The 21723-nt window shown below is 59.8% G+C and carries 17 protein-coding genes and 5 pseudogenes; 8 read left to right on the top strand and 14 right to left on the bottom strand.

Annotated features, from left to right (window positions below; all coding sequences use genetic code 11):
• Positions 1–7 precede the first annotated feature (7 nt).
• Entirely contained in the window at positions 8–490 is a 483-nt protein-coding gene (locus tag BC1002_RS27900; RefSeq protein ID WP_013093336.1) for an MSMEG_0572/Sll0783 family nitrogen starvation response protein, read from the bottom strand.
• Between the two features lie 396 nt (positions 491–886).
• On the opposite strand from BC1002_RS27900, the gene BC1002_RS27895 reads away from it, so the two are divergent.
• Positions 887–2278, top strand: a complete 1392-nt coding sequence (locus tag BC1002_RS27895) for an aminotransferase-like domain-containing protein (RefSeq protein ID WP_013093335.1) — start codon at positions 887–889, stop codon at positions 2276–2278.
• A 125-nt stretch (positions 2279–2403) separates the two neighbouring features.
• Here BC1002_RS27895 and BC1002_RS27890 read toward each other — a convergent pair whose 3' ends face one another.
• Positions 2404–2862: a YczE/YyaS/YitT family protein gene (locus BC1002_RS27890; RefSeq protein WP_193373064.1), complete on the bottom strand. Its 459-nt coding sequence runs from the start codon at positions 2860–2862 to the stop codon at positions 2404–2406.
• 105 nt (positions 2863–2967) lie between these two features.
• On the bottom strand, positions 2968–3741 hold the full coding sequence (locus BC1002_RS27885) for an SDR family oxidoreductase (RefSeq protein ID WP_013093334.1): 774 nt from the start codon (positions 3739–3741) through the stop codon (positions 2968–2970).
• A gap of 94 nt (positions 3742–3835) precedes the next feature.
• On the opposite strand from BC1002_RS27885, the gene BC1002_RS27880 reads away from it, so the two are divergent.
• Complete coding sequence (locus BC1002_RS27880; protein WP_013093333.1) at positions 3836–4462, top strand: TetR/AcrR family transcriptional regulator; 627 nt, start codon at positions 3836–3838, stop codon at positions 4460–4462.
• Positions 4463–4970: 508 nt separating this feature from the next.
• Here BC1002_RS27880 and BC1002_RS27875 read toward each other — a convergent pair.
• From BC1002_RS27875 to BC1002_RS27865, 3 genes and pseudogenes are all read right to left on the bottom strand, one after another.
• Complete coding sequence (locus tag BC1002_RS27875) at positions 4971–5213, bottom strand: hypothetical protein (RefSeq protein WP_049870298.1); 243 nt, start codon at positions 5211–5213, stop codon at positions 4971–4973.
• 60 nt (positions 5214–5273) lie between these two features.
• A pseudogene (locus BC1002_RS27870) lies at positions 5274–7299 on the bottom strand (pyridoxamine 5'-phosphate oxidase family protein).
• 31 nt (positions 7300–7330) lie between these two features.
• Positions 7331–7984: a glutathione S-transferase family protein gene (locus BC1002_RS27865; protein WP_041735830.1), complete on the bottom strand. Its 654-nt coding sequence runs from the start codon at positions 7982–7984 to the stop codon at positions 7331–7333.
• Between the two features lie 128 nt (positions 7985–8112).
• On the opposite strand from BC1002_RS27865, the pseudogene BC1002_RS36790 reads away from it, so the two are divergent.
• Positions 8113–8454 (top strand): annotated as a pseudogene (locus tag BC1002_RS36790) (LysR family transcriptional regulator); the annotation flags it as partial.
• On the opposite strand, the pseudogene BC1002_RS39125 reads toward BC1002_RS36790, so the two are convergent.
• The 3 genes and pseudogenes from BC1002_RS39125 to BC1002_RS27850 form a co-directional block, all read right to left on the bottom strand.
• A pseudogene (locus BC1002_RS39125) lies at positions 8448–8697 on the bottom strand (cation:dicarboxylate symporter family transporter); the annotation flags it as partial. The pseudogenes BC1002_RS36790 and BC1002_RS39125 overlap by 7 nt on opposite strands.
• Positions 8673–9644: a shikimate dehydrogenase family protein gene (locus tag BC1002_RS27855; RefSeq protein WP_013093330.1), complete on the bottom strand. Its 972-nt coding sequence runs from the start codon at positions 9642–9644 to the stop codon at positions 8673–8675. The pseudogene BC1002_RS39125 and the gene BC1002_RS27855, both read right to left, overlap by 25 nt.
• Positions 9645–9832: 188 nt before the next feature.
• A complete protein-coding gene (locus tag BC1002_RS27850; protein WP_013093329.1) occupies positions 9833–10879 on the bottom strand; it encodes a Gfo/Idh/MocA family protein in 1047 nt (348 codons plus the stop codon).
• Positions 10880–12011: 1132 nt separating this feature from the next.
• On the opposite strand from BC1002_RS27850, the gene BC1002_RS27845 reads away from it, so the two are divergent.
• On the top strand, positions 12012–13529 hold the full coding sequence (locus BC1002_RS27845; RefSeq protein WP_238538053.1) for an MmgE/PrpD family protein: 1518 nt from the start codon (positions 12012–12014) through the stop codon (positions 13527–13529).
• A gap of 178 nt (positions 13530–13707) precedes the next feature.
• Here BC1002_RS27845 and BC1002_RS27840 read toward each other — a convergent pair whose 3' ends face one another.
• The gene (locus tag BC1002_RS27840; RefSeq protein ID WP_013093327.1) at positions 13708–14625 is read right to left on the bottom strand and encodes a LysR family transcriptional regulator; all 918 of its coding nucleotides are present in this window, start codon (positions 14623–14625) and stop codon (positions 13708–13710) included.
• A gap of 98 nt (positions 14626–14723) precedes the next feature.
• Between BC1002_RS27840 and BC1002_RS27835 the strand changes: the two genes are divergently transcribed.
• From BC1002_RS27835 to BC1002_RS27825, 3 genes are read left to right on the top strand one after another with little or no spacing between them, the layout of a single operon-like run.
• Positions 14724–15470, top strand: coding sequence for an SDR family NAD(P)-dependent oxidoreductase (locus tag BC1002_RS27835; RefSeq protein ID WP_041735558.1), 747 nt, complete (start codon positions 14724–14726; stop codon positions 15468–15470).
• A gap of 13 nt (positions 15471–15483) precedes the next feature.
• A complete protein-coding gene (locus BC1002_RS27830; RefSeq protein ID WP_013093325.1) occupies positions 15484–16251 on the top strand; it encodes an SDR family NAD(P)-dependent oxidoreductase in 768 nt (255 codons plus the stop codon).
• A 27-nt stretch (positions 16252–16278) separates the two neighbouring features.
• On the top strand, positions 16279–16875 hold the full coding sequence (locus tag BC1002_RS27825; RefSeq protein WP_013093324.1) for an NADPH-dependent F420 reductase: 597 nt from the start codon (positions 16279–16281) through the stop codon (positions 16873–16875).
• Between the two features lie 227 nt (positions 16876–17102).
• On the opposite strand, the gene BC1002_RS36780 is transcribed toward BC1002_RS27825, so the two are convergent.
• The 4 genes and pseudogenes from BC1002_RS36780 to BC1002_RS27805 form a co-directional block, all read right to left on the bottom strand.
• Complete coding sequence (locus BC1002_RS36780; protein WP_337999526.1) at positions 17103–17459, bottom strand: TolC family protein; 357 nt, start codon at positions 17457–17459, stop codon at positions 17103–17105.
• Positions 17460–17590: 131 nt separating this feature from the next.
• Positions 17591–18370 (bottom strand): annotated as a pseudogene (locus tag BC1002_RS27815) (multidrug transporter subunit MdtN); the annotation flags it as partial.
• Positions 18371–18642: 272 nt separating this feature from the next.
• Positions 18643–19653 (bottom strand): cytochrome d ubiquinol oxidase subunit II, encoded by a 1011-nt coding sequence (gene cydB, locus BC1002_RS27810; protein WP_013093323.1) that lies wholly within the window; start codon positions 19651–19653, stop codon positions 18643–18645.
• On the bottom strand, positions 19650–21047 hold the full coding sequence (locus tag BC1002_RS27805; RefSeq protein ID WP_013093322.1) for a cytochrome ubiquinol oxidase subunit I: 1398 nt from the start codon (positions 21045–21047) through the stop codon (positions 19650–19652). Before BC1002_RS27805 ends, cydB begins: the two co-directional genes overlap by 4 nt.
• A gap of 368 nt (positions 21048–21415) precedes the next feature.
• Between BC1002_RS27805 and BC1002_RS27800 the strand changes: the two are divergent.
• A pseudogene (locus tag BC1002_RS27800) lies at positions 21416–21679 on the top strand (hypothetical protein); the annotation flags it as partial.
• Between the last annotated feature and the right edge of the window lie 44 nt (positions 21680–21723).

Here is a 21723-nt window from a genome sequence, read left to right as displayed (position 1 = left end):
GGCGCGCTCAAACGGTCCACGTGTGGATGATCAGCGCGTCTTCCTTGCGATGGAGCAACTGGAGATCGAGCACATCGAGCGGATTGATCGGCCGGATGCCTTCGATCAGCGACGCCTCGCCGTGACCGTACAGTGCCTGCAATGCAAAGCGGCACGCGTAGACTTTGCCGCCCTCTGCCATGAACTTGACCAGTTGGTTGTTGAAATTCAGATGACCGGGAAACGCTTCGTCGCCGAGTGTCGGGAAACCGCGTTGCAGGCCCAGCGTCACGCCCGGGCCATAGAGCAGTACCGACGTATCGAAGCCCTTGCGCTGAAGGCGGGTCGCCTGCAGCAGATTGACGAAGCCGATCGATCCTTCGAATGCGACCGTGTGAAACGTAACCAGTGCTTTTTCACCGGGCTCGGCCTTGACGTCCGGAAAAACCTTCTCTTCGTAGTCGACCAGGTAGTCGCCTTTCTGATGCAGAGGTTGATTGACGGCGGGCATTTCGCTCTCCAATAAGTCGTGTCATTGATCGGATTGCTCAACCGAAAGGAACCGGATGGCGAATCGTTTATTGCAACGCGTGTGCCAATTTCCGGCCCGGTTCATGCAATCAACTTCCAATCAATCAGAACAGGATGGTTCGAGCGATCCGAAAAATTTCCTTACGCGCCTCGTTCGACGGGGCTTTTCATATTTTTTCAAGTTTGGTCGCGCACCGTCTTTGGGCAGCGAAAAGGCATTGTTCGCGTCTGCATGGTGCGCAATACCCCGTAGGCGGGCACTCGTCCGATCAATGCGATCAAGTCTTGAAGTGAACGAATACCGATTATTTTTTCGGGCGACCGCTGTGCTACTTTTGAATAAGGCAATCGGGAATCCATATTGGAAATTACTGGCATGGACAGTCTCACGCATCACTGGCTCAAACGGCTGACTGAAAGCCGCAAACCGGCGTATCTCGTGATACCGGATCTGATCGAAGAGGATCTGGCGAGCGGACGTCTGCGTCCGCGGGACCGCTTGCCCGGCTTACGCGATCTTGCGGGTGCCTTGCATCTGAACTACACGACCATCGCGCGCGCCTATGCGGAGGCGCGCAAGCGCGGCCTGCTCGATGCTCGAGCGGGCAGCGGCACCTTCGTGCGTGGACGTACGCAGACCTTGCCGCTAGCCGGCGGAAGCAGTGTCGAAATGTCGATGAACATGCCGCCCGAGCCCCCCGAGCTCGCGGCACGATTGCGGGAATCGTCGGCGAGCCTGCTGGCGCATACCGATCCCTATCGCCTGCTGCGCTACCAGGATTTCGGCGGAACGCCCGACGATCGCGCGGCGGGCCGAGCGTGGCTCAAGCAACGCTTGCCCGATTGCGAGGAAGCTAATGTGCTGGTGTGCCCCGGCATTCACAGCGCGCTCGTCGCGCTCGTATCGCAGCTTGCGCGACCGGGCGAGACGATCTGCCTCGATACCCTTGCCTATCCGGGCATCAAGGCGATCGCATCGCAAATGGGTGTGCGCCTGCAGCCACTGCCGCGCGACGATGAAGGTCCACTGCCGCATGCATTCGAAGCGCTCTGCAGGAGCGAAAAACCGGGCGCGTTCTACTGCAACCCTACGCTGCAGAACCCGAGCACGCTCACGCTGTCGTTACAGCGGCGCGAGGCGCTCGCGGATGTCGCGCTGCGCTACAGCGTCCCCATCATCGAAGACGATGCATACGGATGGCTGCCATCGAACAAGCCTGTGGCACTTGCCACGCTCGCCCCGGAACTGACGTGGTACGTCACCGGCTTTTCTAAAACGCTGGGTGCGGGCTTGCGTGTCGCCTATCTGCGCGCGCCGACTGCGCGGCAGACACAACGTGTGGCAGGCGCGTTGCGTGCCACGACGGTGATGCCGAGTCCTTTTACCGTGATGCTGGCAACGCAATGGGTCAATGACGGAACCGCGCATGAAATGCTCGATGCGATCCGCAAGGAAGCCAATGCGCGCCAGGCGATCGCGGCACAGGAACTCGCCGACTGGCACTACGACGCGCACGACGATGGCTTCCATTTATGGCTGCGGATTCCGCCGCATTGCGACTGGAACGCGCCCGAACTCGCGCTGCAATTGCGCAACCAGGGCGTAGGCGCGGTCGGGGGCCCTGCTTTCTCGACGGACGGCAATCCGCCGAATGCAATCCGGCTTTGTCTCGGGGGCCCGCAAGATAGGGACGATTGTCGCTACGCGTTGCAATGTGTGGCGCAGACCTTGAACGATCCGCATCATTTGCATATTCCGATGATGTAAGCCTACGTCATGCAGGCACGGCTTTCGGACCAGTTGCGGTAAGTCCGCGTAGGAGTAGCCTCGCGTCGGCGCTGACTTCCGATCGAGGAAATCGAGCGACCGGTCTTGAACTCATTCCATACCCGTCAACTCTTGGGGTCAAGGGTAACCATCACCCACGGCAAGAACGTTTGCGTCAGTGGACCAATACATAGTGCAAACAACACCGTGCCGATATTGAAAAGCCCCATACCTGCCAGTAGCAGCCCCCCGATCAAGACCGTCACCTCGAGCACGGTACGCACGAGCCTCAACGACAATCCTGTTATACGGTGAAAACCCGTCATCAGGCCATCACGGGGTCCCCGACCCAACTGTGCTCCGATGTATAGCGCCGAACCCAGCCCACATAAAAGAACTCCACCGATGGTGAACGCGACGCGCTGACCGAAATGCTGGGGCGTTCCCAGCACCTGCATCGTGAGATCGGCTACAGCTCCAATGGTCACAGAATTGGCAAGGGTGCCGAGGCCCGGCATCTCACGCAAAGGCCCTTTCCCTGTCTGCCCAGTCCCCATCGCGCTGAACCAGCGCTGATCGAACATAAGCGTCCAAAGAAAGAAACGCCGTAGCGATTTTGACCTACGGCGCTTTTTCGACTAACCCCTTGCTCGCCCACTACTGGGAGCGAAACGCGGTCGACGCAGTGATCAAAGCCGAGCGCCACCCGTGGCATCGATCATTTGTCCGGTAATCCACCGCGCCTCAGGAGATGCGAGGAAAGCGATGACGTCAGCCACATCCTGGGCTTGACCCACGCGCTTGAACACGGACATGGCTTCAGCTCCGGCCTTGGCCTCCGGATTCTTCAGCCAGTCGGCGTTCATATCCGTGTCCGTCACGCCCGGCACCACTGCGTTGACCGTGATACCCCGAGGACCGAAGTGCGGGGCCAACGCCAGCGTCAGCGTTTCAATCGCACCTTTCGTTGAGGCATAGGCCGGGTGCGTCGGAGCTGCAACGCGGGTGAAGCCCGTCGAGATGTTGATGATACGACCGCCATCACGGAGGTGATCTGAAACAGCCTGGGTCAGGAAGAACGGTGCCTTGTAATTGATCGTCACGACCTCGTCAAAAGCTTCCTCCGAGGTCTGTTCCAGCAGCGCCGCCGGTGCGATCCCAGCGTTGTTGACGAGGATATCGAGCTTGGGCTCGCCAGTGACTTCGATGGCTGCGGCCTTGAACTGTTGCCAGATACTGTCAGTAGCTGCTTTCCCGCGAGTCAGGTTCGCAGCGATGGGCACGGCTTTCACGCCCAGAGCCTCGATCTCGCGGACCGTAGCGTGAGCAGCATCAGCGTTGCTGCTGTAGTGCACACCGATCAGTGCGGGACCTTCTTTCGCCAGGGTCAGAGCCACAGCACGACCAATACCACGCGAGGCTCCCGTCACGAGGACGGTTTTGCCCGACAGTTTTGCAGACATGAAACTCTCCTTTTCGACTACGTTGTGTAGTGACTGCTATAATAATAATCGTGGAAGATTCCCGTCAACGGTTTTTTATAGGACTTGCTAAAAAATGAACGGGCCTGTTCGTAAACGTGGCAGACCACGGTTGCTCGACCGCGATGTAGGGCTTGAAATAGCCGCGAGGATGTTCTGGGAGCGTGGATACGAGGGCACCTCAATTGCCGATTTGACCGAGGCTATGGGTGTTCCGCCGCCATCCCTGTATGCGACATTCGGCTCGAAGGAAGACCTGTACAGACTGGCAGTCGATTACGTGAGCGCACGTGAGAGCAAGCAATTCATGGAAGCTCTGCAGGGGAAGATGACGGCCTACGATGCTATATCGTTTTACCTGCACGACGCGGCATCACGCTTTACCGACCCGAAAAGGCCGCGCGGCTGCATGATTTCGAATGCTGGTCTTCAGCGTGGCGAAAAGTGCGAGTCTGCCGCGCAGGTAGCCGCCGCACGACGGTCCCTTGCGATAGAGACCGTCAAGGCACGCCTGGACCGCGCCGTCGTAGAGGGTGAGCTAGGTAGTGAGACCGACACCGAAGCGCTCGCACGCTTTTACGGCGCCGTTGTGCAAGGCATGTCCGCACAGTCCTGTGACGGGGCGAGCAAGGCAATGCTGAATCACCTGGCGGATATTGCGTTGTCAGCATGGCCCAAGGTTCAAGGCAAGCGCCGGAAGTGAGATTCGCCCGGAGTTCTTCGCACCCCCGTCGCGCGAAAGCTGATCTTCTCGCTAGAAGGCATCGCAGACTGGATGCGTCGCTATGGTCCCCAGCTTCCTGGTGTTTAAGTCCGTGGACACCGAAGTCGCATGACAGCCCGAAGAGATCAATCAGCAAATGAACGAACGCTTTGCTTTTGGCGCTATAGTCGTAGGCCATGCTATCGACTCGCGATTTCGGGCGAGAGCCATTACCTTGGCTCCGAACAGCATTAATAGATTGGTCGGTATAACGAACACATTGAATGGCTGAGCAATCGGTGCCGCGAAGGGGGGCGCGTCGCACACGCAACTGAGAGGGCAAATTGCTTATCTCTCATTTGCTAGCCGGCTACCAGAGGTGGCCTCGCTCGTACAATCAAGTTTTCGAGATTTTGAGTGCAACGGCCGAGACAATCATGCTGCGGATTTGATCGCAGGCAGCGTCGCGAGGTATGCCCGATCAGCCGCCCATCGACAGGCGAATGACCTAGCCCAGCACCGCTCCGGTGAACGCACCCGCAGTAAACTGGCTGCCCTGATCCGTGTTCACGATGTCCGGCAGTCCGAGCGGACAAAAGCTTCTCTCAGCGCCAAGACGGCATCCGCGGCTTACAGGGATGCGCCCTACCGCTGTCAGGTACACGAAGCTGCGCACCATCGGAATGTACGTAGTGTCCAGTGCGAACACCTGATTGGCGCGGTCGATCTTCACGCCGCGCAGCAGATACAACCAGACCTTGTGCCGCGATGCGCAACATGCGAGCCCGCAATGGACATCTGACAGCCGCGACTAAAGGTCTATCACAATGCTCCGCTGCCCGCCCTCCGCACTGACTACTGGCTTCGCGATGCAGAGTAACGCGCAACCCGGCCCCGGCTCGGCGACAGCCTCGGCGGTATAAACCACACTGCCCTCCAGCACGCGCGCAGCGCATGTGCCGCAGGTACCGGCGCGGCACGACGAAGGTGCAGCTATCCCATTCGCCTCGGCCAGTTCCAGAACGCTGCCCTGTTCCGCCGACCAGTTGACCGTGCGGTCCGACCGGCGGAACGTCACCGCGGCGCCCGCAGCTACCGCCGTTTCGACTACGGGAGGCGCGACGCCTTTCGTGCGTGTTCGAGTAACGGTTGATGGTCCGAATGCCTCGAAGCGGATACGCTCATCGGCGACGTTCAGTGCGCGCAGACCTTCGTAGAGATCACGCATGAACGAGGCCGGTCCACACAGATAAAAATCGTAGTCGTCGAACGGCAGCATCTGCTTGAGCCGCTCCACGTCGATCCTTCCGTGAGCCATCTCGCCCCGCTCGCTGTTCAGCAGGTGCACAAACAGTTTGGGATGCCGCGCAACTGCCCGACGCAGGAAACCGCCAAACGGCCGCTCGCTTTCCGTGCGAGCGCCGTGAAAAAAATAAACCGGCCGATGCGGCGACGACGCACCGACGCCGCCAAGCGCCTGTTCGAGCATCGCGATCATCGGCGTGATGCCGATGCCCGCCGAAAGGAACACGGCGGGCCGCGGGCTCGAGGCATCGAACGTGAATGTGCCACGCGGCGCCATTGCCTCGATGGTATCGCCGCTCACCACCGTGTCGTGCAGCCACGACGATGCCGCGCCGTGCCGCTTCACGCTGATACGGTAGCGGCGGCGGCCATCGCGCCCCGACAATGTATAGCTCCGCACCACCGGCGCGGCGTGGCCCGGCACGGCGAGCCGGATCGGCAGAAACTGGCCTGGCTCAAATTCCGGCAGCGCGCCCCCGTCCTCGCGCTCCAGCAGGAACGAGCGGATATGAGCGGTCTCCTGCTCAATCGCCGCCACGCGCAAGCGAAACCATGTCTCGGACGCAGGTGCCAGTTCGCGCGCAAATTGCGCGGACGTCCAGCGAAACGGCAGTACCGCCTCGCTACGCCGCACCTCGCGAACATGAAAGCGCACCAGCCGCTGGGCACCCTCGAACATCGTAAGTCCGGGCCCGTCCCAGACGACCTCCGCCTCGGTGGCGACGTAGAGTAGGTCGCCGTGCTCGAAGTCTGCGAATACGAGGCCCGCGCGCGGGTCGGCCAGCAGATTTCCAATTGTGTTGAGAAACTTGTTGCCCGCGAAGTCGGGCGTGGTCAGCGTGACATCATCGTCGACGCGCACGAAACCGGGAAGGCCACCTCGGTGCGACACGTCCACGCCGCGCGCGACACCGGCGTCGTCGGAGACATTAGCCGTGGCGATGAAGAACGTATCGGCGCGCTCGAGCAGCGTACGGTCTTCCATCGGACAGCCGCGTGGCACGCCGTTGCCTGGACAGCGTGTCCGTTCCGTCGCGAGGGGTCCGCTCAGGTGTTCGGCTCTGAATGTACTGCGCGCAGTTGCCGAAGGCCTGGCTCACCCGGATCGTCACCACTTCGCTGTCGACCGACGTCACCACGCCGTTGACGCGGTTGCGACGCCGCGTCGGCAGTTCGATCCCGAGACCGCCGATCAGCGCACCTTCCCGCCACGTGCCAACGAGCGGATCACCAGGCAACTCGCCGCCCGCGATGCGCAGCGTCCGGTTGTCCGGCGATGCGACGAAGCCCGGCTCGCCCACGCGCCAGGTCGGCCATGGTTGCCCGTCTGCGTCGATGCCTCCGACGATCATGAACGGCAGTTGCGCGTAGAACTGCCGGTGCTGGTCCGGCATATAGTCACGAATGCCGCGACGGCCGGCCGCGTCGGCAATCTCCGTGTAGCCCGCGCGTGCCTGGGCTTCCAGTTCACTCGCGTGAAACGGCGTCGACGGTCCGGGCCAACCAGCAGCGAAGGGTATGGGCGCGTTCATCGTGGTCTAGGTCTCGTACAAGTAAGCGTGCCTACTCAGCCAGCAATCCGGCCTTTGTCGCCGGCATCGGCACGAAATGCGGAAGCGCCTCGACGCGGCGCAGCCACGCGCGCAGATTCGGATAAGGTTCGAGCGAGACGCCGCCTTCCGGCGCATGCGCGATATAGGCGTATGCCGCTACGTCTGCGATCGTTGGCTGGTCGCCGATCGCGAAAGCCTTCGCTGCGAACTCCGGCTCGATCACATCGAACAACTTGACGGCAATCGCTTTGGCCGTCTGATGATCGAGCGGCGCTCCGAACACCGTGACAAGTCGCGCGGAACACGGACCGTATGCGATCTGCCCCGCTGCGAGCGACAGCCAGCGCTGCACGGCCGCTGCACCCAGCGGATCGTCGGGTAGCCACGTGGTATCGCCGTAGCGCTTCGCGAGATAGACGAGAATCGCGTTCGAATCGAACAGTACGACCTCGCCGTCTGCGATGACTGGCACCTGCCCGAACGGACTGATCGCAAGAAACTCTGGTTTGCGGTTCTCCCCCGCGGCCATATCGACAAGCGCGGTCTCGTAAGGAATTTGCAGCATTTCGAGGAACAGCCAAACCCGGTGGCCGTGACCGGATAAGGGTGTGGTGTAGAGGCGGATCGGCCGGGTCGGCCGAGTCGGCTTAGGGGCAATGGGCATGGCATCAGTTCCAGGTTCGAAAAAAACTCGCTGCACGACGGCGACAGGAATCACAGCGTAGCGCGCGTGTTCGAGCCGCGGAAGATAGACAATCATGATTTCAGTGTCCTTCGAAGGTGGACAATGTCATGGCTGATCTACGCAATGTGAATCTGAAACGGCTGGCCGTGTTCATCGAAGTTGTCGAGGCCGGATCATTGACGGCGGCGGCCGAACGCTTGCGGCTTGCCAAGACCATGGTAAGCACGCACATGCAGCGGCGCGAGGTCGAAATTGGCGCGAGCCTGCTTGCGCGCATGACGCGGCGGCTCAACGTGACCGAAGCGGGGCGCCGCTTTTACGAGTCAGCTCGCGAAATTCTGCATGCCACTTAAGCGGCGCGCGACAACGTAGCTGGCGATGCGTCGACGCTTCGCGGCAAGTCGAGCGTCAGCACGCCTATCGACTACAGTTCGCTCGTCGTTGCGCCACCCGCGCGGATACCGAAACGGCCCACAGTAAATGCCGTCGCTCCGAACGCACCAAGCTGGGAGTCGCATGATCATCGCCAGGATGCCGAAGAGTGTCTGCGCAATTCCATCGATGAGCGCAAGCACCGGCCTACCCACGTCCGGAACCGAATTTAGCGCGAAGCCGAACAGCAGCCAGATTAGCCACACTGGCAATACCTCGCCTTTCTCGAACGCGCCTACAACGGTCTCGGGAATGATGCTTGCGACCCCAGCGAGCGACATTGGGTTGATGTACTCGATTGCAGCCAGTGGCGGATACACCCACGTTGAGCGTCGAGACCACGGTACAGGGTCTCTCCATTCCAGTCGAACGACGCCGGCAAGCCGAAAAAATCCGCCGCTATCGGCATGGCGTGATTCATCATATTTCGTCCTTGATGAACGTGGAGTCCGCGGCGACGCGCGGCCCCGAGCAGCGCGGTTATCGAAGGCTCCATGATGGCGTCTGCAACGGTTGCATGCCCTGGCAGAGCTTCGACAGTGAAAGGCAACGGATCGCCGGCTTCCAGACCGACGGGCGACGCATTAATGGCGATATCGATTTCCGCCATCGAAGGCGAGCCGGATGTCACGCGCGCGTTGGATACAGCTGCAATGGAACGCGCCAAACCACGCGCGCGGCGTTCATCGACATCATAGACAGTGAGGCTAGCGATATTTTCCATTGCGAGCGTCCATCCAATGCACCCGCCCACGCCGCCGCAGCCATGCAGATAGACGTTGGCACCGTCCAGGCTAACGCCGTCCGCCCGCAAACCCGCGAGAAAACCGGCCCCATCGACATTGTCGCCCTCCCATGCACCGTCGGCGCGTCGGCGAAGAAGATTCAGAGAACCGACGCGCCGCGCACGCTCCGTCAAAACGTCGGCGTGATTCATCGCAGCGACCTTGTGCGGCATGGTGAAGATCGCTCCGTCGACATTTTCGGTGAGCTTCAAGCCTTTCATAACCGTATCGAAGTTTGAAGCGGACACGTCCGCAGGCAACATCAACGCGTTCACCCCATACCGCCGCATGAGCGTGCTCCAGACCACCGGTGCGCGAACATGTGCGATGGGAGAGCCCAAGATGTAAAAGAGACGCGTCAGCGCATCAACGGGTGCGTCAAGCAAGCGCTTTTCGTCTGCCAGCTTCGAACTTTCGACCATTATCTACTCCTTGGCGCGGCCGCATTCCACGACCGCAGTGATATGTCTTTTATCTGGACAGTGCAATTCGCAGCAGCAGCATCATCCTGTCGCCAGGGCGACAGCCGAGGTATGCGGCGACGATTGCAATATCAATTGGTACGCTCGCGATTGGGCTCAAAGCGACCTCTTTGATGCTCCCAACCGTTCTAAGTAGCGCCTCCTGCTGCTTTGAACCGCGCATCGGTGCGCAAATCAATCTTTTGCCCGGTCTGCGCGGCCTCCATCACCGCAAGAGTCACCGCAAGCGTCTGCGTGGCATCCTGCGCACTGGTAAGCGGCTCGGCCGTGCCGCGAACTACGTCGACGAAATGGCGCAATTGGTTTGCATACACATTCCCCTCTTCCATTGATATGCGCTGATCATGAATGGGACGGTCGCGGCCTTTTTCGCCGGCATATGACCAGAGTGCACAATCAGGCAACGAAAGCGCACCGTCCGTACCTGCGAAGAAATGCGTTGGCACCGGCCGATAATCAAAGAGCTGCCGATCCTCCCCCGCAGCCGTATCCCAATTCCAAGGGGACGCGGCGGTATCGGAAAGGCTGATGTTGACGACTGTCCCGCTCTCGAGCTCCAGGGTGCACGCCGCAGAGTCCTCGACTTCGTACCCGCGGGTCCGGTTCGTTGAAGCCGCCTGCACGGTAACGACCTCACCGCAAAGATGCCTGATCAGATCGATCTCGTGGATCATGTTGATCAGGATCGGACCACCGCCGGCGCGGCGGCGCCATGGTACCGAGAAATAGGCCTCAGGCTTATAAGCGAGGCACATGACGTTGGCGGCCACCACGTTGCCGATACGCCCCTCGACGATCGCTTTCTTTGCAGCGCGCACCGCCGCGTTGTGCCGCCGATGATGTCCGACAAGCACCGGGACACGCGCAACGCGTGAGGCGTCGGCGAAAGCGCGTGCGCACGCCAGATCATCGGCGATAGGCTTTTCGACTAAAACTGGAATGCCCCGGTTGATGCAAGCTCTACCGATCTCTACATGCGTGCCATTTGGCGTGCACACGACGACCGCGTCGATGCGATCTTCCTCCAGCAGTTCGCGATAGTCCCTGCGAAGGGGCACACCCAGGGAGGCGGCACAAGCCGCAGCTTCCGTCGACGGATCGACAATGGCCGCGAGCCGGCACTGATCGCTGTGCGCGATCCTCCCGGATGTGACGTTTGCCGATGACGCCCGCACCGACTAACTGTGGTCACTACGTTCCGGAAGAGCAGCCTGTTGAATTCGCGAAAGCGTTGAGCGAATTCATATAGAACGGAACGGCGTAATCGGATTAGCAGTGGACGAAACGGACCGAGCGCACGGTAATCAGCCAGGAACACAGATCAGGGGATGAAATATGGTTGGCGTGGGAGGACCATTGTCTCTCTCCGCCATCGCGGCACCGTTGTGTTAATACGCCTCGTGCGCTTGAACTTGTAGCTGGCCCGCATCGATGCGACGAATGCCACGATCTCTGCGATCTCTTTAGGGCGCGCCGCGCGCCCGATAGGCGCTCTCCGGCCATGCCAGCCGTCCGGTTGAATGAGCATTGGATGTTGGTAATGACATCACCGGAATCGAACGCGTTGATCCGAATGCCGTGTCCGATCGCTTCCGGGGAGAGCATACGCGCGAGTTGACGGCACCGCGAAGCCACCACACGGTTGAACTGCACTTCAGTGCGCCGGACACGCTCGCGATCTTTGCGCAATGGCCCGATTCTCAAGGCGGAACGCCGAACTTCCCGTTGTACTCGCTACTCGCGCCTCCTTGAAAACGCTGTGAAGACTGGCCCATTGGGTCACAGCGCGTCCCCCAAACACGATTTGCAATCTTTGGCCTGTGAAACAGTAGGTCGGGGATTTACCCTATTTCCGTCTTTGGCTTACAGGTGCAACATCGCATCGAATTGCATACGATCTGTGTATACAAAACAGCCGTCCAAATTAACTCAAGTGAAAGTTGTGATCAATCCGAGTGCGCTCCCCCAAAATAGGTTGGCTATTGCGTTGATCCAAATTACGGAAGTGTAGATACCTACGCTTCCGCCTCTCTAGTTTGATCACAGAAAGTGGATGTCGCGGATAACGTCAAGCCGCCCGTATCCGCAAAACAGGACCTTGCGGGCGGCGGGTGACGCTGCTGACCACACCTGCGCTGCTGCCATCTCTCGGCTGGATTAATCCGGGGTAATGGCTCTTCGTTTTGTCATGCGCAATGATCACCAGGCGGATGCACTGTCAATCGGCCGCTCTTTCGGGCCAGGGCCGGGTAGTGACTCTGAAGATACAAGAACAATGGTTGACGCTAATCCGTTTTAGGAAACGAAATGACGAAATTAAATCGCAGATCATTTATCCATACCTCAATCGCATCGGTAGGCGGATTGATGCTGACTCCCGCGTCCGCTTATGCTGATGCGACGGTAGCACCGAAGCCTCCAGCACAAAGATCCTCTGGTCCGGATGACATCGTTGCACTTGCGGATTATTGTTTGCAGACCACTTACGACAACCTGCCCAGTGCGGTGATTGCCATAACCAAGAATCAGATTATGGACACAGTGGGCGCGGCTCTAGGGGGCGCCAATGAGCCCGGAGCCAAAGAGATCCGCGAGTTCACCATCGATATGGCCGGTAAGCGCGAAGCCGCCATCTGGGGTACCAATATTCTGGTTCCCGCCCAGGATGCCGCTCGCGTCAATGCAATCATGGGTGACGCGCTCGACTATGACGATACCTATGAGCGGTCTTTCATGCACCCCTCAGTCATCACGATTCCGGCCGCATTGGCCGTAACTGATATGCTCGGCAATGTCAGCGGCAGGGATCTAATTACGGCTACGGCTTTGGGCGTGGACCTTGCCTGCCGCCTGGCCAATTCGGCACAGCCTGGCGTCGATGCATTCATTGTTGGCTGGCACAACACCAGCCTTTATGGATATTTTGCTTCAACTTTTGTCGCAGGCAAGCTGATGGGCTTGACGCGTGATCAGATGGTATCTGCACTGGGTATTGCATTTCATCAAGCTTCGGGTAATTCCCAGGCACATCTCGACGGTGCATTGACCAAGCGTATGGGCGCTGGCTTCGCTTCCTATGCCGGCGTAATGGCTGCGCGTCTATCTCAGCAGGGCGTGCAGGGAGCCAAAAATATTCTGGAAGGCCCCCGTGGCTTTTATTATCAGTTTCACGGTAACAAGTATTCGCGCGATTTCCTCTTTGAAGGACTTGGAAGTACTTTTGCCGCGACTGAGGTCTCGTTCAAACCATGGCCATCGTGCCGTGGTAGTCATACAGCGGTGGATGCTGCACTGACTCTGTTTGCAGAGAACAAAATTGAAGCACCCGATGTGGAAAGCATCACCATCTACAATGGACCGGGTGAGTATCTGCTTCTCGATTTTCCGCTTAGCAAAAAGCAGAACCTAACATCTGTCGTGGACGCACAGTTCAGCAATCCTTGGGTAGTGGCGTGCGCCTTGGTGGACCATAAGGTGGGATTCGAACATTTCACTACGACGGCGATCAGGCGCCCTGATCTGCTGGCTACGGTCAAACGCATTAAAACGGCGGAAGACAAGAGCCTGGCACGTCCGGGCGGTGGACCTGGCGCTACGCGCCTTGACGTTTCTCTGAAAGATGGCCGGAGGTTTACCAAAACGGTGGCATTTGCCAAAGGCGAACCCAAGAATCCAATGTCGCCCATCGAGTTCCGTCAAAAATTTCTCGATTGCACGACAAAGGCGGGAATGAGCAGTGCGCAGGCCCAAGCGTTGATGACCGATATTCAACGACTGGAGACCCTGCCAAAGGCTAAGATCTTGACCGCAGCTATGGCCTTGTAGCCGCGATCCTCCAGGAATTATATGGGCGGATTTGCTAATCCGCGCCGAGGATTTGTTCTCACTCGTCTGTCGAGGGGTGTCAGATAACGGGTCCCCTGCCGCATCCGATCAACCAGACGAACGAAAAGTCGGATGCATACTCATGCGCGTCGACGTGGTGGGACTGAAATTGTTTCGGCTAAGCGGTTCGAGCAGAATCGGGCGAATGACGATTGCCAAGGAGTTCGACCAGCCGTGTCTCGCATTCGGAAAACGAGTACCCGCGCCGCTGCGAGATCATAAACGTGAGGGGACGCATGTGCCATGCGCGCCGTTGGAGTTCGACAAGTGTTCCCTTCGCGAGGTCTTCCTCGACCAGATGGCGCGGCATGTGCCCCCAGCACAAGCTTCCCCTGAGCAGATCGTGCTTCGCGCCGAGGTCATTCACCCGCCACTGGCGTTCACTGGCGACCCCCTGTTGGGTCTTTTCCGCATCGGGCTGATTGTCGGTCACGACGAGCTGGATGTGCCGGCCAAATTCCTCCCGCGGGATCGGCCCCGCGATTGAGGCCAGCGGATGGGATGGCGCACAGACGGTCACCATTTGCGCGTCACATAGATGCTGCCTTTCTATGGTGCCGGGGCTCAGCTCCGGCACGTCCGTGATCGTCACCGCCAACGCGCACATGCCTTCGCGAACCAAACGCTCGCCGTCCTGCATGGTCGTCATGCGCAGATTGATTGCAACCGTTGGAAAGTCCGCCTGCAAGGTGCGCAGGCATTCGATCAGGTGTGCACGTGGAAAGTAGGTATCCACGGCAACCGAGACCTGGGGGACCCCGGCTTCAGCAATCGCAACTGCACGCATCTTCATTTCCTCGGTGCGCGAGATCACACCGCGAGCATCAGGCAGGAGGCTGCGGCCAGCAGCGGTCAGCGTCGCTTTGCGAGTGTTGCGCTCGAACAGCACCACATCGAAGGCGCTCTCGAGCGCGTTGATCGCGTGACTGATCGCCGACTGTGCACGCCTCAGCTCCCGTGCAGCCCCGGAAAAGCTTCCCTGATCGCACACGGCGACGAAGGCCCGAAGTTGATTGATCGTGACGTTGTCGAGCATGGATATCTAAATAGTAGATGGAACATATCCATATTTAGTCAATTGGCTTCATGAATCAAGAGCCGCAGAATCCTGTTTCCCGCTTTTCGTTTCGAAGGATGCGTGACATGAACAACAGACTGCATGGAAAGACCGCGGTGATCACCGGCGGCGCTACCGGTATCGGCCGCGCCGCGGCTAAGCGCTTCATCGAGGAGGGCGCCTTCGTCTTCGTGTTCGGCCGCCGGCAGGATGCGCTCGACGCCGCTGTGGCCGCCCTCGGGCCCAATGCGCGCGCGGTGAAGGGCTCAGTCTCCGAGCTGGCCGACCTCGACCGACTCTACGCTGCGGTGAAGGCCGAGCGCGGAACCCTGGACATCGTCTTCGCCAATGCCGGGACGGGAAGCCCGCTTCCGCTCGGACAGATCACCGGCCAGCACATTGACGACACCTTCGACACCAATGTGAAGGGGACGATCTTTACGGTCCAGAAGGCGCTGCCGCTGATGGGCTCTGGCGGTTCGATCATCCTGACCGGATCGAGCGCGGGCACCACAGGAGCCCCGGGATTCACGGCCTACAGCGCGAGCAAGGCAGCGGTGCGCAATCTCGCGCGGACGTGGGCGGAGGACCTGAAGGGCACCGGCATCCGGGTAAACGTGCTGTCGCCCGGGGCGACGGCGACCGAACTGGCGAAGGAGGCGCTAGGCGAAGATGGCCAGAAGGCCTACGGTGCGATGACGCCGCTCCAGCGTATGGCCGATCCGGTGGAGATCGGAGCGGTCGCCGCCTTTCTCGCGTCGTCGGACAGCAGCTTCATGACTGCCAGCGAGGTCGCCGTTGACGGTGGCTTGGCACAACTCTGAGGAGAAAAATCAGATGACACAATCTCTAAAGGGCAAAACAGCTCTCGTTACCGGGGCATCACGAGGCATTGGCCGTGCCATCGCCGAGCGTCTTGCAAAAGATGGTGCGACAGTCGCGCTAACCTACAACGCCAGCAAATCCAGCGCGGACGAGGCGATCGCGGCAATCGAGAAAGCGCAAGGCAGCGCGTTCGCGATCCATGCGAATCTCGTTGATCCGGCGACCGTCCCGGCCTTGTTCGACAGACTCGACGACGAGTTCACCAAGCGGAACGGAAGCAAGGCCCTCGACATTCTGGTCAACAACGCTGGCAATTCCGGCTGGGTTGGCTTCAAGGACGCGACGCCGGACAGTTGGGACACCCTGATGGCGGTCTACGCCCGTGCGCCCTTCTTCATCATTCAGGCCGCTCTCGATCGTCTCGCCGATGGTGGACGCATCATCAACATTTCTTCGGCAGCCGCCACGAAGCCCGTGACGGCTGCGCCCGTCTACTCGATGGCGAAAGCGGCGATCAACACCCTGACCCATACGCTCGCAATCGAGCTCGGGCCGCGTGGCATCACAGCGAACGCCGTAGCGCCGGGCTTCACGCGAACGGATGCGAACGCCGATTTTCGGGCGAATCCCGAACTCGTCAAGGCGGTTGAGGCGCAAATCGCGCTGGGCCGCTTTGGCGAGCCTTCAGAAATCGCGGCTGTGGTGGCGTTCCTGGCCTCCGATGAAGGCCATTGGGTGACCGGCCAAACGATTGAAGCGAGCGGCGGTTACAAGCTCTGAGCACGCCGGGAAACGATGGAGAAACATATGAGTTACGCAATCATTGGCTTCGGCAAGATCGGCCACGCACTTGCCAGGGCGTTCGCCGGCAACGACATCGAAGTATCCGTTGCAACCACGCGCGACCCGGCAAGCTTTGCGTCCGATGCAGCAGCGATCGGACCTACGGTCATTCCCAAAACCCTGGCGGAAGCCGTCAAGGCGGACATCATCTTTTTGGCTGTCCGTTTCGAGTCGTACGCGGAGGTCGCGAAGGCGCTGCCCAACTGGAGCGGAAAGACCGTCGTCGACGTGATGAACACGTTCTCCCCGCCTGAGGAACTGGACGGTCTCCCGTCCTCGGCTTTCGTCGCGAACGCGTTCACCGGGGCCCGGCTGGTGAAAGGCTTCAATCACCTGGCTGCGGCCGTCCTCGGCCAAGACCCGGCCGTACAGGGTGGCAGGCGAGTCGTGTTCCTCGCGAGCGATGATGACGGCGCCGCAGCGGAGATTGGTGCGCTCGCGGAAAGACTCGGTTTCGCGCCAATCCAACTTGGCGGGCTTTCGGAGGGTGGACTGCTCGTGCACGCGCGCGGAAATAACTGGGGACGACTGATCTTCAAGGACTTCATCACGTTCGACTGATGACCGGCGGTTTCCGGATATTTCGCTAAATCGAGTGGCCGATTGCCGGGGCAAACCCGCGTCTGAGCGCCCGAACGGCAAAGCGCAGGAATGACCCATCATGGGGCCGGCTGTACTCATCCATCGAAGCCCGCGTGGTTTCCGTAACGGCGTCGCGTGGCGAGATTCGCGCGCCGATCGGGTCGGGGTCGTTGTCCACGTGGCCTGACCTCACATGTAAGCGCCGCTCAGCGCGGCCTCGGCTCGACGGGCGGATCGGCGCGAGAGCCGCCACCGAGCGCCTTCGTCAAGGCGATCTCCTGACTGATCATCTGACCGTCGAGCGTTAGCAGCGCGACGCGTTCGGCGATGACCGGCTGGCGCGCTTCGAGCGCGGTGAGCCGGCTCGCCAATCCTCGTCGGTAATGCGCTTCGGCGCTGTCCCTCGCGAACGCCACCGATTCGATCCGGCGCTTCTGCAACCCGGCTTCGGCGTCGAGCGACTGCAGACGGGTGCCCGTCAGGGCGACATCGCGCACCGCGTTGAGGACCGCCTGATTGTATTGCTCGATGAGCAGGTTGCTGGCCTCGCGCGCGCCGCTCAGGTTGGCGTTAAGCCGGCCGCCGTCGAAGATCGGCAGATAGAGGCCCGGAATCAGGTTGATCTACCATCGCATCGCCTGAAGATCGGGGCGCCGGGCGAGCAGCTCGTAGGAGAGTGTCGCGGGCAGCGCCGCGTCCCCGCGAAGCGCTGGTTCGCGTCGCTCATCAGGTAGACAGTGGGGGGCGTTCCCTTTCTGATGCCCTTCAATTCCGTCTCGCGGAAATTGGCGATCACGTACCAACGTCGTGTATCAATCAGCGTGAAGACCGGTTTGAGTGCCGTCGCAATCTGGCCGGTCGATGTTTTCAACCCGACGACGCGCCCGTCGAACGGCACGCGCACCGTCGCGTATTCGAGATTAAGTTCGGCGATCGCGATCTCCGCCTCGATGACGGCGCGTTGCGCGACGAGCGCATCGACGCCACTGACGGCCGCCACCGCCTGCTGCGCCTGCAACTGCGCGGCGCTCAGCTCGGCCTGCGTCGCGCGTTGCGCCGTGCGGGCGCGGTCGACGTCCTCCGCCGACACATAACCGTGCGACAGCAGCGGCTCCATGCGATGCAGCGTATCGGCGGCCTGATTCGCCGCGGCGCGCGCGCTCGACAGCCGCGCGCACGGACTGTGCGTTGTACTGCTGCGCGTTGACGGTGCGTTGCGTCAGGCCGATCTGACGATCGAGCGCGACGAGCGACGCCTTGCCTCGCGTGAGCGCATGCTGATACGGGCGCGGGTCGATGCGAAACAGCAGATCACCCTCTTTCACTGCCTGATTATCGCGCACGGCCAGCTCGACGACGCGCCCGTTCACCTCCGGCACGATATCGACGGTGTCCGCATAGACATAAGCGTCGTCGGTGCGCGGCGAGCGGTCGGCTTGCGAATCACGAGCAGCAGCAACAGCAGCGTCGCCATAATATAGGTCGCCGGGACAAGAGCGCCAGAAGCTCAAATAATGATCGACTCGCTTCCTCCCTATGAGCGACGCCTATACTTCCGAAAGCAATATCTTCGGCCTGGCAAACGTCGGTACCTATGAAAAAAAGACAGCTTCTCTGGTTCGTCGCACTTTGGTTGCTAGGCGTCGTGGGCACGGGTTTGCTTGTTCTGCCGTTTCACCTCCTTGTTACGGCTGCAATGCGACAATGAGCACTACGCATTCGCACTAGCAAAGAAGGAACAGATCGTCAGTGGTAGCCCGGGTCACGCCCGGTTACCTTTCCTCTGAACACCCGATACTGCATCGCGTTATAGACAAGAATAACGGGAAGCACGATGGCTGTGCCAATGAGCATGAAGAGCTGGCTCGAATGGGTGGACGAGGCTTCCCATATCGAAATCGAAGGAGGCACGATATTCGGCCAGATACTTATCACTAGTCCGCTGTAGCCAAGGAAGCAAATACCGAGAGTCAGCAAGAAAGGCGTTGCTTCATGCTCGAGGCGAACGGAGCGCAGGACGCCCAAAACACACGCCGCGACGAGTACAGGGACTGGAAGGAACCATACCAGGTTACCGCTCGCGAACCACCGATGCGCCACCGCGGGCAATCCGATGACCGTCCAGACGCTGACGATGCCGATCACCGCGGACAGCAGCCAGATCAAGCGCGTCATCAGGAACCGCATCTTCCGCTGCAGAACATCCTGGGTCTTCAATATCAGCCAGCCACAAGCCAACGTGGCGTATGTCACGAGTACGCCGATTCCGCAGAAGAGACTGAAGGGGGACAGCCATGCGAAAGCGCCGCCGACGAATTGACCGTTGAAGGTCTCAGTTCCTTGCAACAATGAACCCAATACGATTCCCTGACAGAACGACGCCAGAGCGGATCCACCCATGAATGCCAGATCCCAGGCGTGCTGGGTTCGCGTGGCCTTGCCTCGGATCTCAAAGGCGGCGCCGCGAAAGATCAGGCCAATGACCATCAGTATGAGTGGCATGTAATTCGCGGGGAGCAAGGTTGAATAGGCGATCGGGAACGCCCCATAGAGCCCTGCGCCACCCAGAACCAGGAAGGTCTCGTTACCATCCCAAACGGGAGCGACTGTGTTCATCATCACTTGCCGGTCCTGTGCGGCATCGAAGAAAGGAAAAAGAAGCCCGATGCCAAGATCGAAGCCGTCGAGCAGCACATAGATAAACACACCTAGGCCTATGATGCACGCCCAGACGATTGGAAGGTCGATCAACGTCACGTCAACTCTCCAGGTTTCATCGCATCGAGGGCACGATTGTTCAACGCGGGATGCTCGCGTGTTTCCTCCTGTTCGATGTGCGCCGACGGTCCACGCTTCAGCATCTGAAGCATGTAATAGACTCCGGTACCGAACACGAGCGTGTACACAAGAAGAAAAATCAGCAGCGACACGCCCACTTGCTGCGCGTTGACCGGGGAGGCGGAATCGGCTGTGCGAAGCACGCCATAGACAGTCCATGGCTGACGACCTACTTCGGTCGTGACCCAACCGGCCAGCAGCGCGACGATTCCCGACGGCCCCATCAGCAACATCACCCGTTGATACCATCGAGCTTCGTAGAGACGACCCTTGATGCGAAGCACGAGGCCGAGGAACGCCGTCAGCAACATGAGCATGCCTAATCCCGCCATGATTCGGAAGCTCCAGAATACGATCGGCGAGTAAGGACGGTCTTGTGGCGGAAATTCCTTGAGTCCAAGAATTTCGCCATCCCAACTGTGCGTGAGAATCAGACTGCCCAGATGAGGCACCTGCACCGTAAATCGCGTGACTTCGGCTTGCATATCCGGAAAACCGATCAGATTAAGAGGTGTACCGCCCCTTTCGGTTTCCCATAGTCCCTCGATGGCCGCGATTTTCGCTGGCTGATGCTTCCTCGTATTGAGCCCATGAGCGTCGCCCACCGCGATCTGCACCGGCGTGATTACAAGCAATATCCAAAGCGCCATCGAAAAGCTGGTCAGGATGGCCTTGTCTCGTCTTCCCTTCAGCAGATGCCATGCTCCGCACCCCGCAACGACAAATCCGGTGACGATGAATGCCGCGATCGTCATGTGCGCGAGCCGGAACGGAAACGATGGATTGAATATGACCTTCCACCAGTCGACTGGAACGATGCGGCCGTTCGCGATGACAAAGCCTTGGGGCGTTTGCATGAAGCTGTTGGACGCGAGAATCCAGAATGTCGAGACGAGCGTTCCGAGTGCGACCATCAGAGTGGCAAAAAAGTGTGCTCGTGGACTGACTCTGCGCCACCCGAAAAGCATTACTCCGAGGAAACCAGCCTCCAGGAAAAATGCAGTCAAAACTTCATAGGTCAGCAACGGACCCGTGACACTTCCGGCGAAGCTTGCGAACCTGCTCCAGTTCGTCCCGAACTGATAAGCCATGACGACACCGGAGACGACGCCCATGCCGAACCCAACCGCGAAGAAGCGCGACCAGAAGACGTAAAGCTCCTTGTACACGCTGTCGCGTGTGACGAGCCATCGCCACTCGAGCACGGCCAGGAAGCTGGCCATGCCGATACTGATTGCCGGGAAGACAATGTGAAAGGAGATCGTAAACGCAAATTGCAGGCGGGCGAGATGTAGGGCGTCGAGGATATTCATGGCAGAGTCGGCCGGATACCGTCTTGAGCCAGGACTCTTACGTTATAGGTACAAGCCTCGAAGTAGGCAACGACCGCCGAGGAGAACCCGGTGCGGACGCGCCTGCTCGGTAAACACGACGCCCGCGCCTTCGAGTGCATCGCGAAGCGGCGCCGTCGCATCTCCAACTCGTCGCGCGACAGACGTGCTTGCCCTGCGAGACAACGAACGTAAGTGATTCATTCAAGAAACCGTACTCGCCTGTCAGGGTGACCCGGGGCGGGCAATCGCCAGCCGCGGCAAGATGATCCGCAAAAGCCCAATGCAAGCCTTCCGAAACCAGGCACGGAAGCTGATGCCGAATGCCTCGGCAAAGCGACGATCCGAGGGCTCCTGGCGAGTTTGGCCGATCAGACTGCATCATGCTCACGTCTCACTCGCCGCTCTTCGACGTGCGCGGCATCCACGACGAGCTGCGCGAATTCCGACTGACCACGCCAACATTCACCAATACCGCCGCGGGCTTCTATAATCCACGTGGTGAGGGCGATGGTGACGGGTCTCATGATCCCGCGAGTCACGCGATGCCGACGAGCCCGCTGCCTGGCGAATCGCAGACTGGCGCCTACATCGGCATGATGCATGTGTTCTGAGTGCGGATTCGCGTCATTGCAGCCGGCATTCCTCGAGGAGGATT

The sequence above is a fragment of the Paraburkholderia atlantica genome (assembly GCF_000092885.1).
GTDB classification, from domain to species: domain Bacteria; phylum Pseudomonadota; class Gammaproteobacteria; order Burkholderiales; family Burkholderiaceae; genus Paraburkholderia; species Paraburkholderia atlantica.
This window is presented reverse-complemented; position numbering and strand designations above follow the sequence as displayed.

Coding starts and splice junctions, on each gene's coding strand:
- BC1002_RS27865 (WP_041735830.1), bottom strand. CDS start 7,984: ATGCCCATTGCCCCTAAGCCGACTCGGCCGACCCGGCCGATCCGCCTC.
- BC1002_RS27855 (WP_013093330.1), bottom strand. CDS start 9,644: ATGGTCGAAAGTTCGAAGCTGGCAGACGAAAAGCGCTTGCTTGACGCA.
- BC1002_RS27840 (WP_013093327.1), bottom strand. CDS start 14,625: ATGCTCGACAACGTCACGATCAATCAACTTCGGGCCTTCGTCGCCGTG.
- BC1002_RS27835 (WP_041735558.1), top strand. CDS start 14,724: ATGCGTGACATGAACAACAGACTGCATGGAAAGACCGCGGTGATCACC.
- BC1002_RS27885 (WP_013093334.1), bottom strand. CDS start 3,741: ATGTCTGCAAAACTGTCGGGCAAAACCGTCCTCGTGACGGGAGCCTCG.
- BC1002_RS27880 (WP_013093333.1), top strand. CDS start 3,836: ATGAACGGGCCTGTTCGTAAACGTGGCAGACCACGGTTGCTCGACCGC.
- BC1002_RS27825 (WP_013093324.1), top strand. CDS start 16,279: ATGAGTTACGCAATCATTGGCTTCGGCAAGATCGGCCACGCACTTGCC.
- BC1002_RS27845 (WP_238538053.1), top strand. CDS start 12,012: ATGACGAAATTAAATCGCAGATCATTTATCCATACCTCAATCGCATCG.
- BC1002_RS27805 (WP_013093322.1), bottom strand. CDS start 21,047: ATGAATATCCTCGACGCCCTACATCTCGCCCGCCTGCAATTTGCGTTT.
- BC1002_RS27900 (WP_013093336.1), bottom strand. CDS start 490: ATGCCCGCCGTCAATCAACCTCTGCATCAGAAAGGCGACTACCTGGTC.
- BC1002_RS27895 (WP_013093335.1), top strand. CDS start 887: ATGGACAGTCTCACGCATCACTGGCTCAAACGGCTGACTGAAAGCCGC.
- BC1002_RS27890 (WP_193373064.1), bottom strand. CDS start 2,862: ATGTTCGATCAGCGCTGGTTCAGCGCGATGGGGACTGGGCAGACAGGG.
- BC1002_RS27830 (WP_013093325.1), top strand. CDS start 15,484: ATGACACAATCTCTAAAGGGCAAAACAGCTCTCGTTACCGGGGCATCA.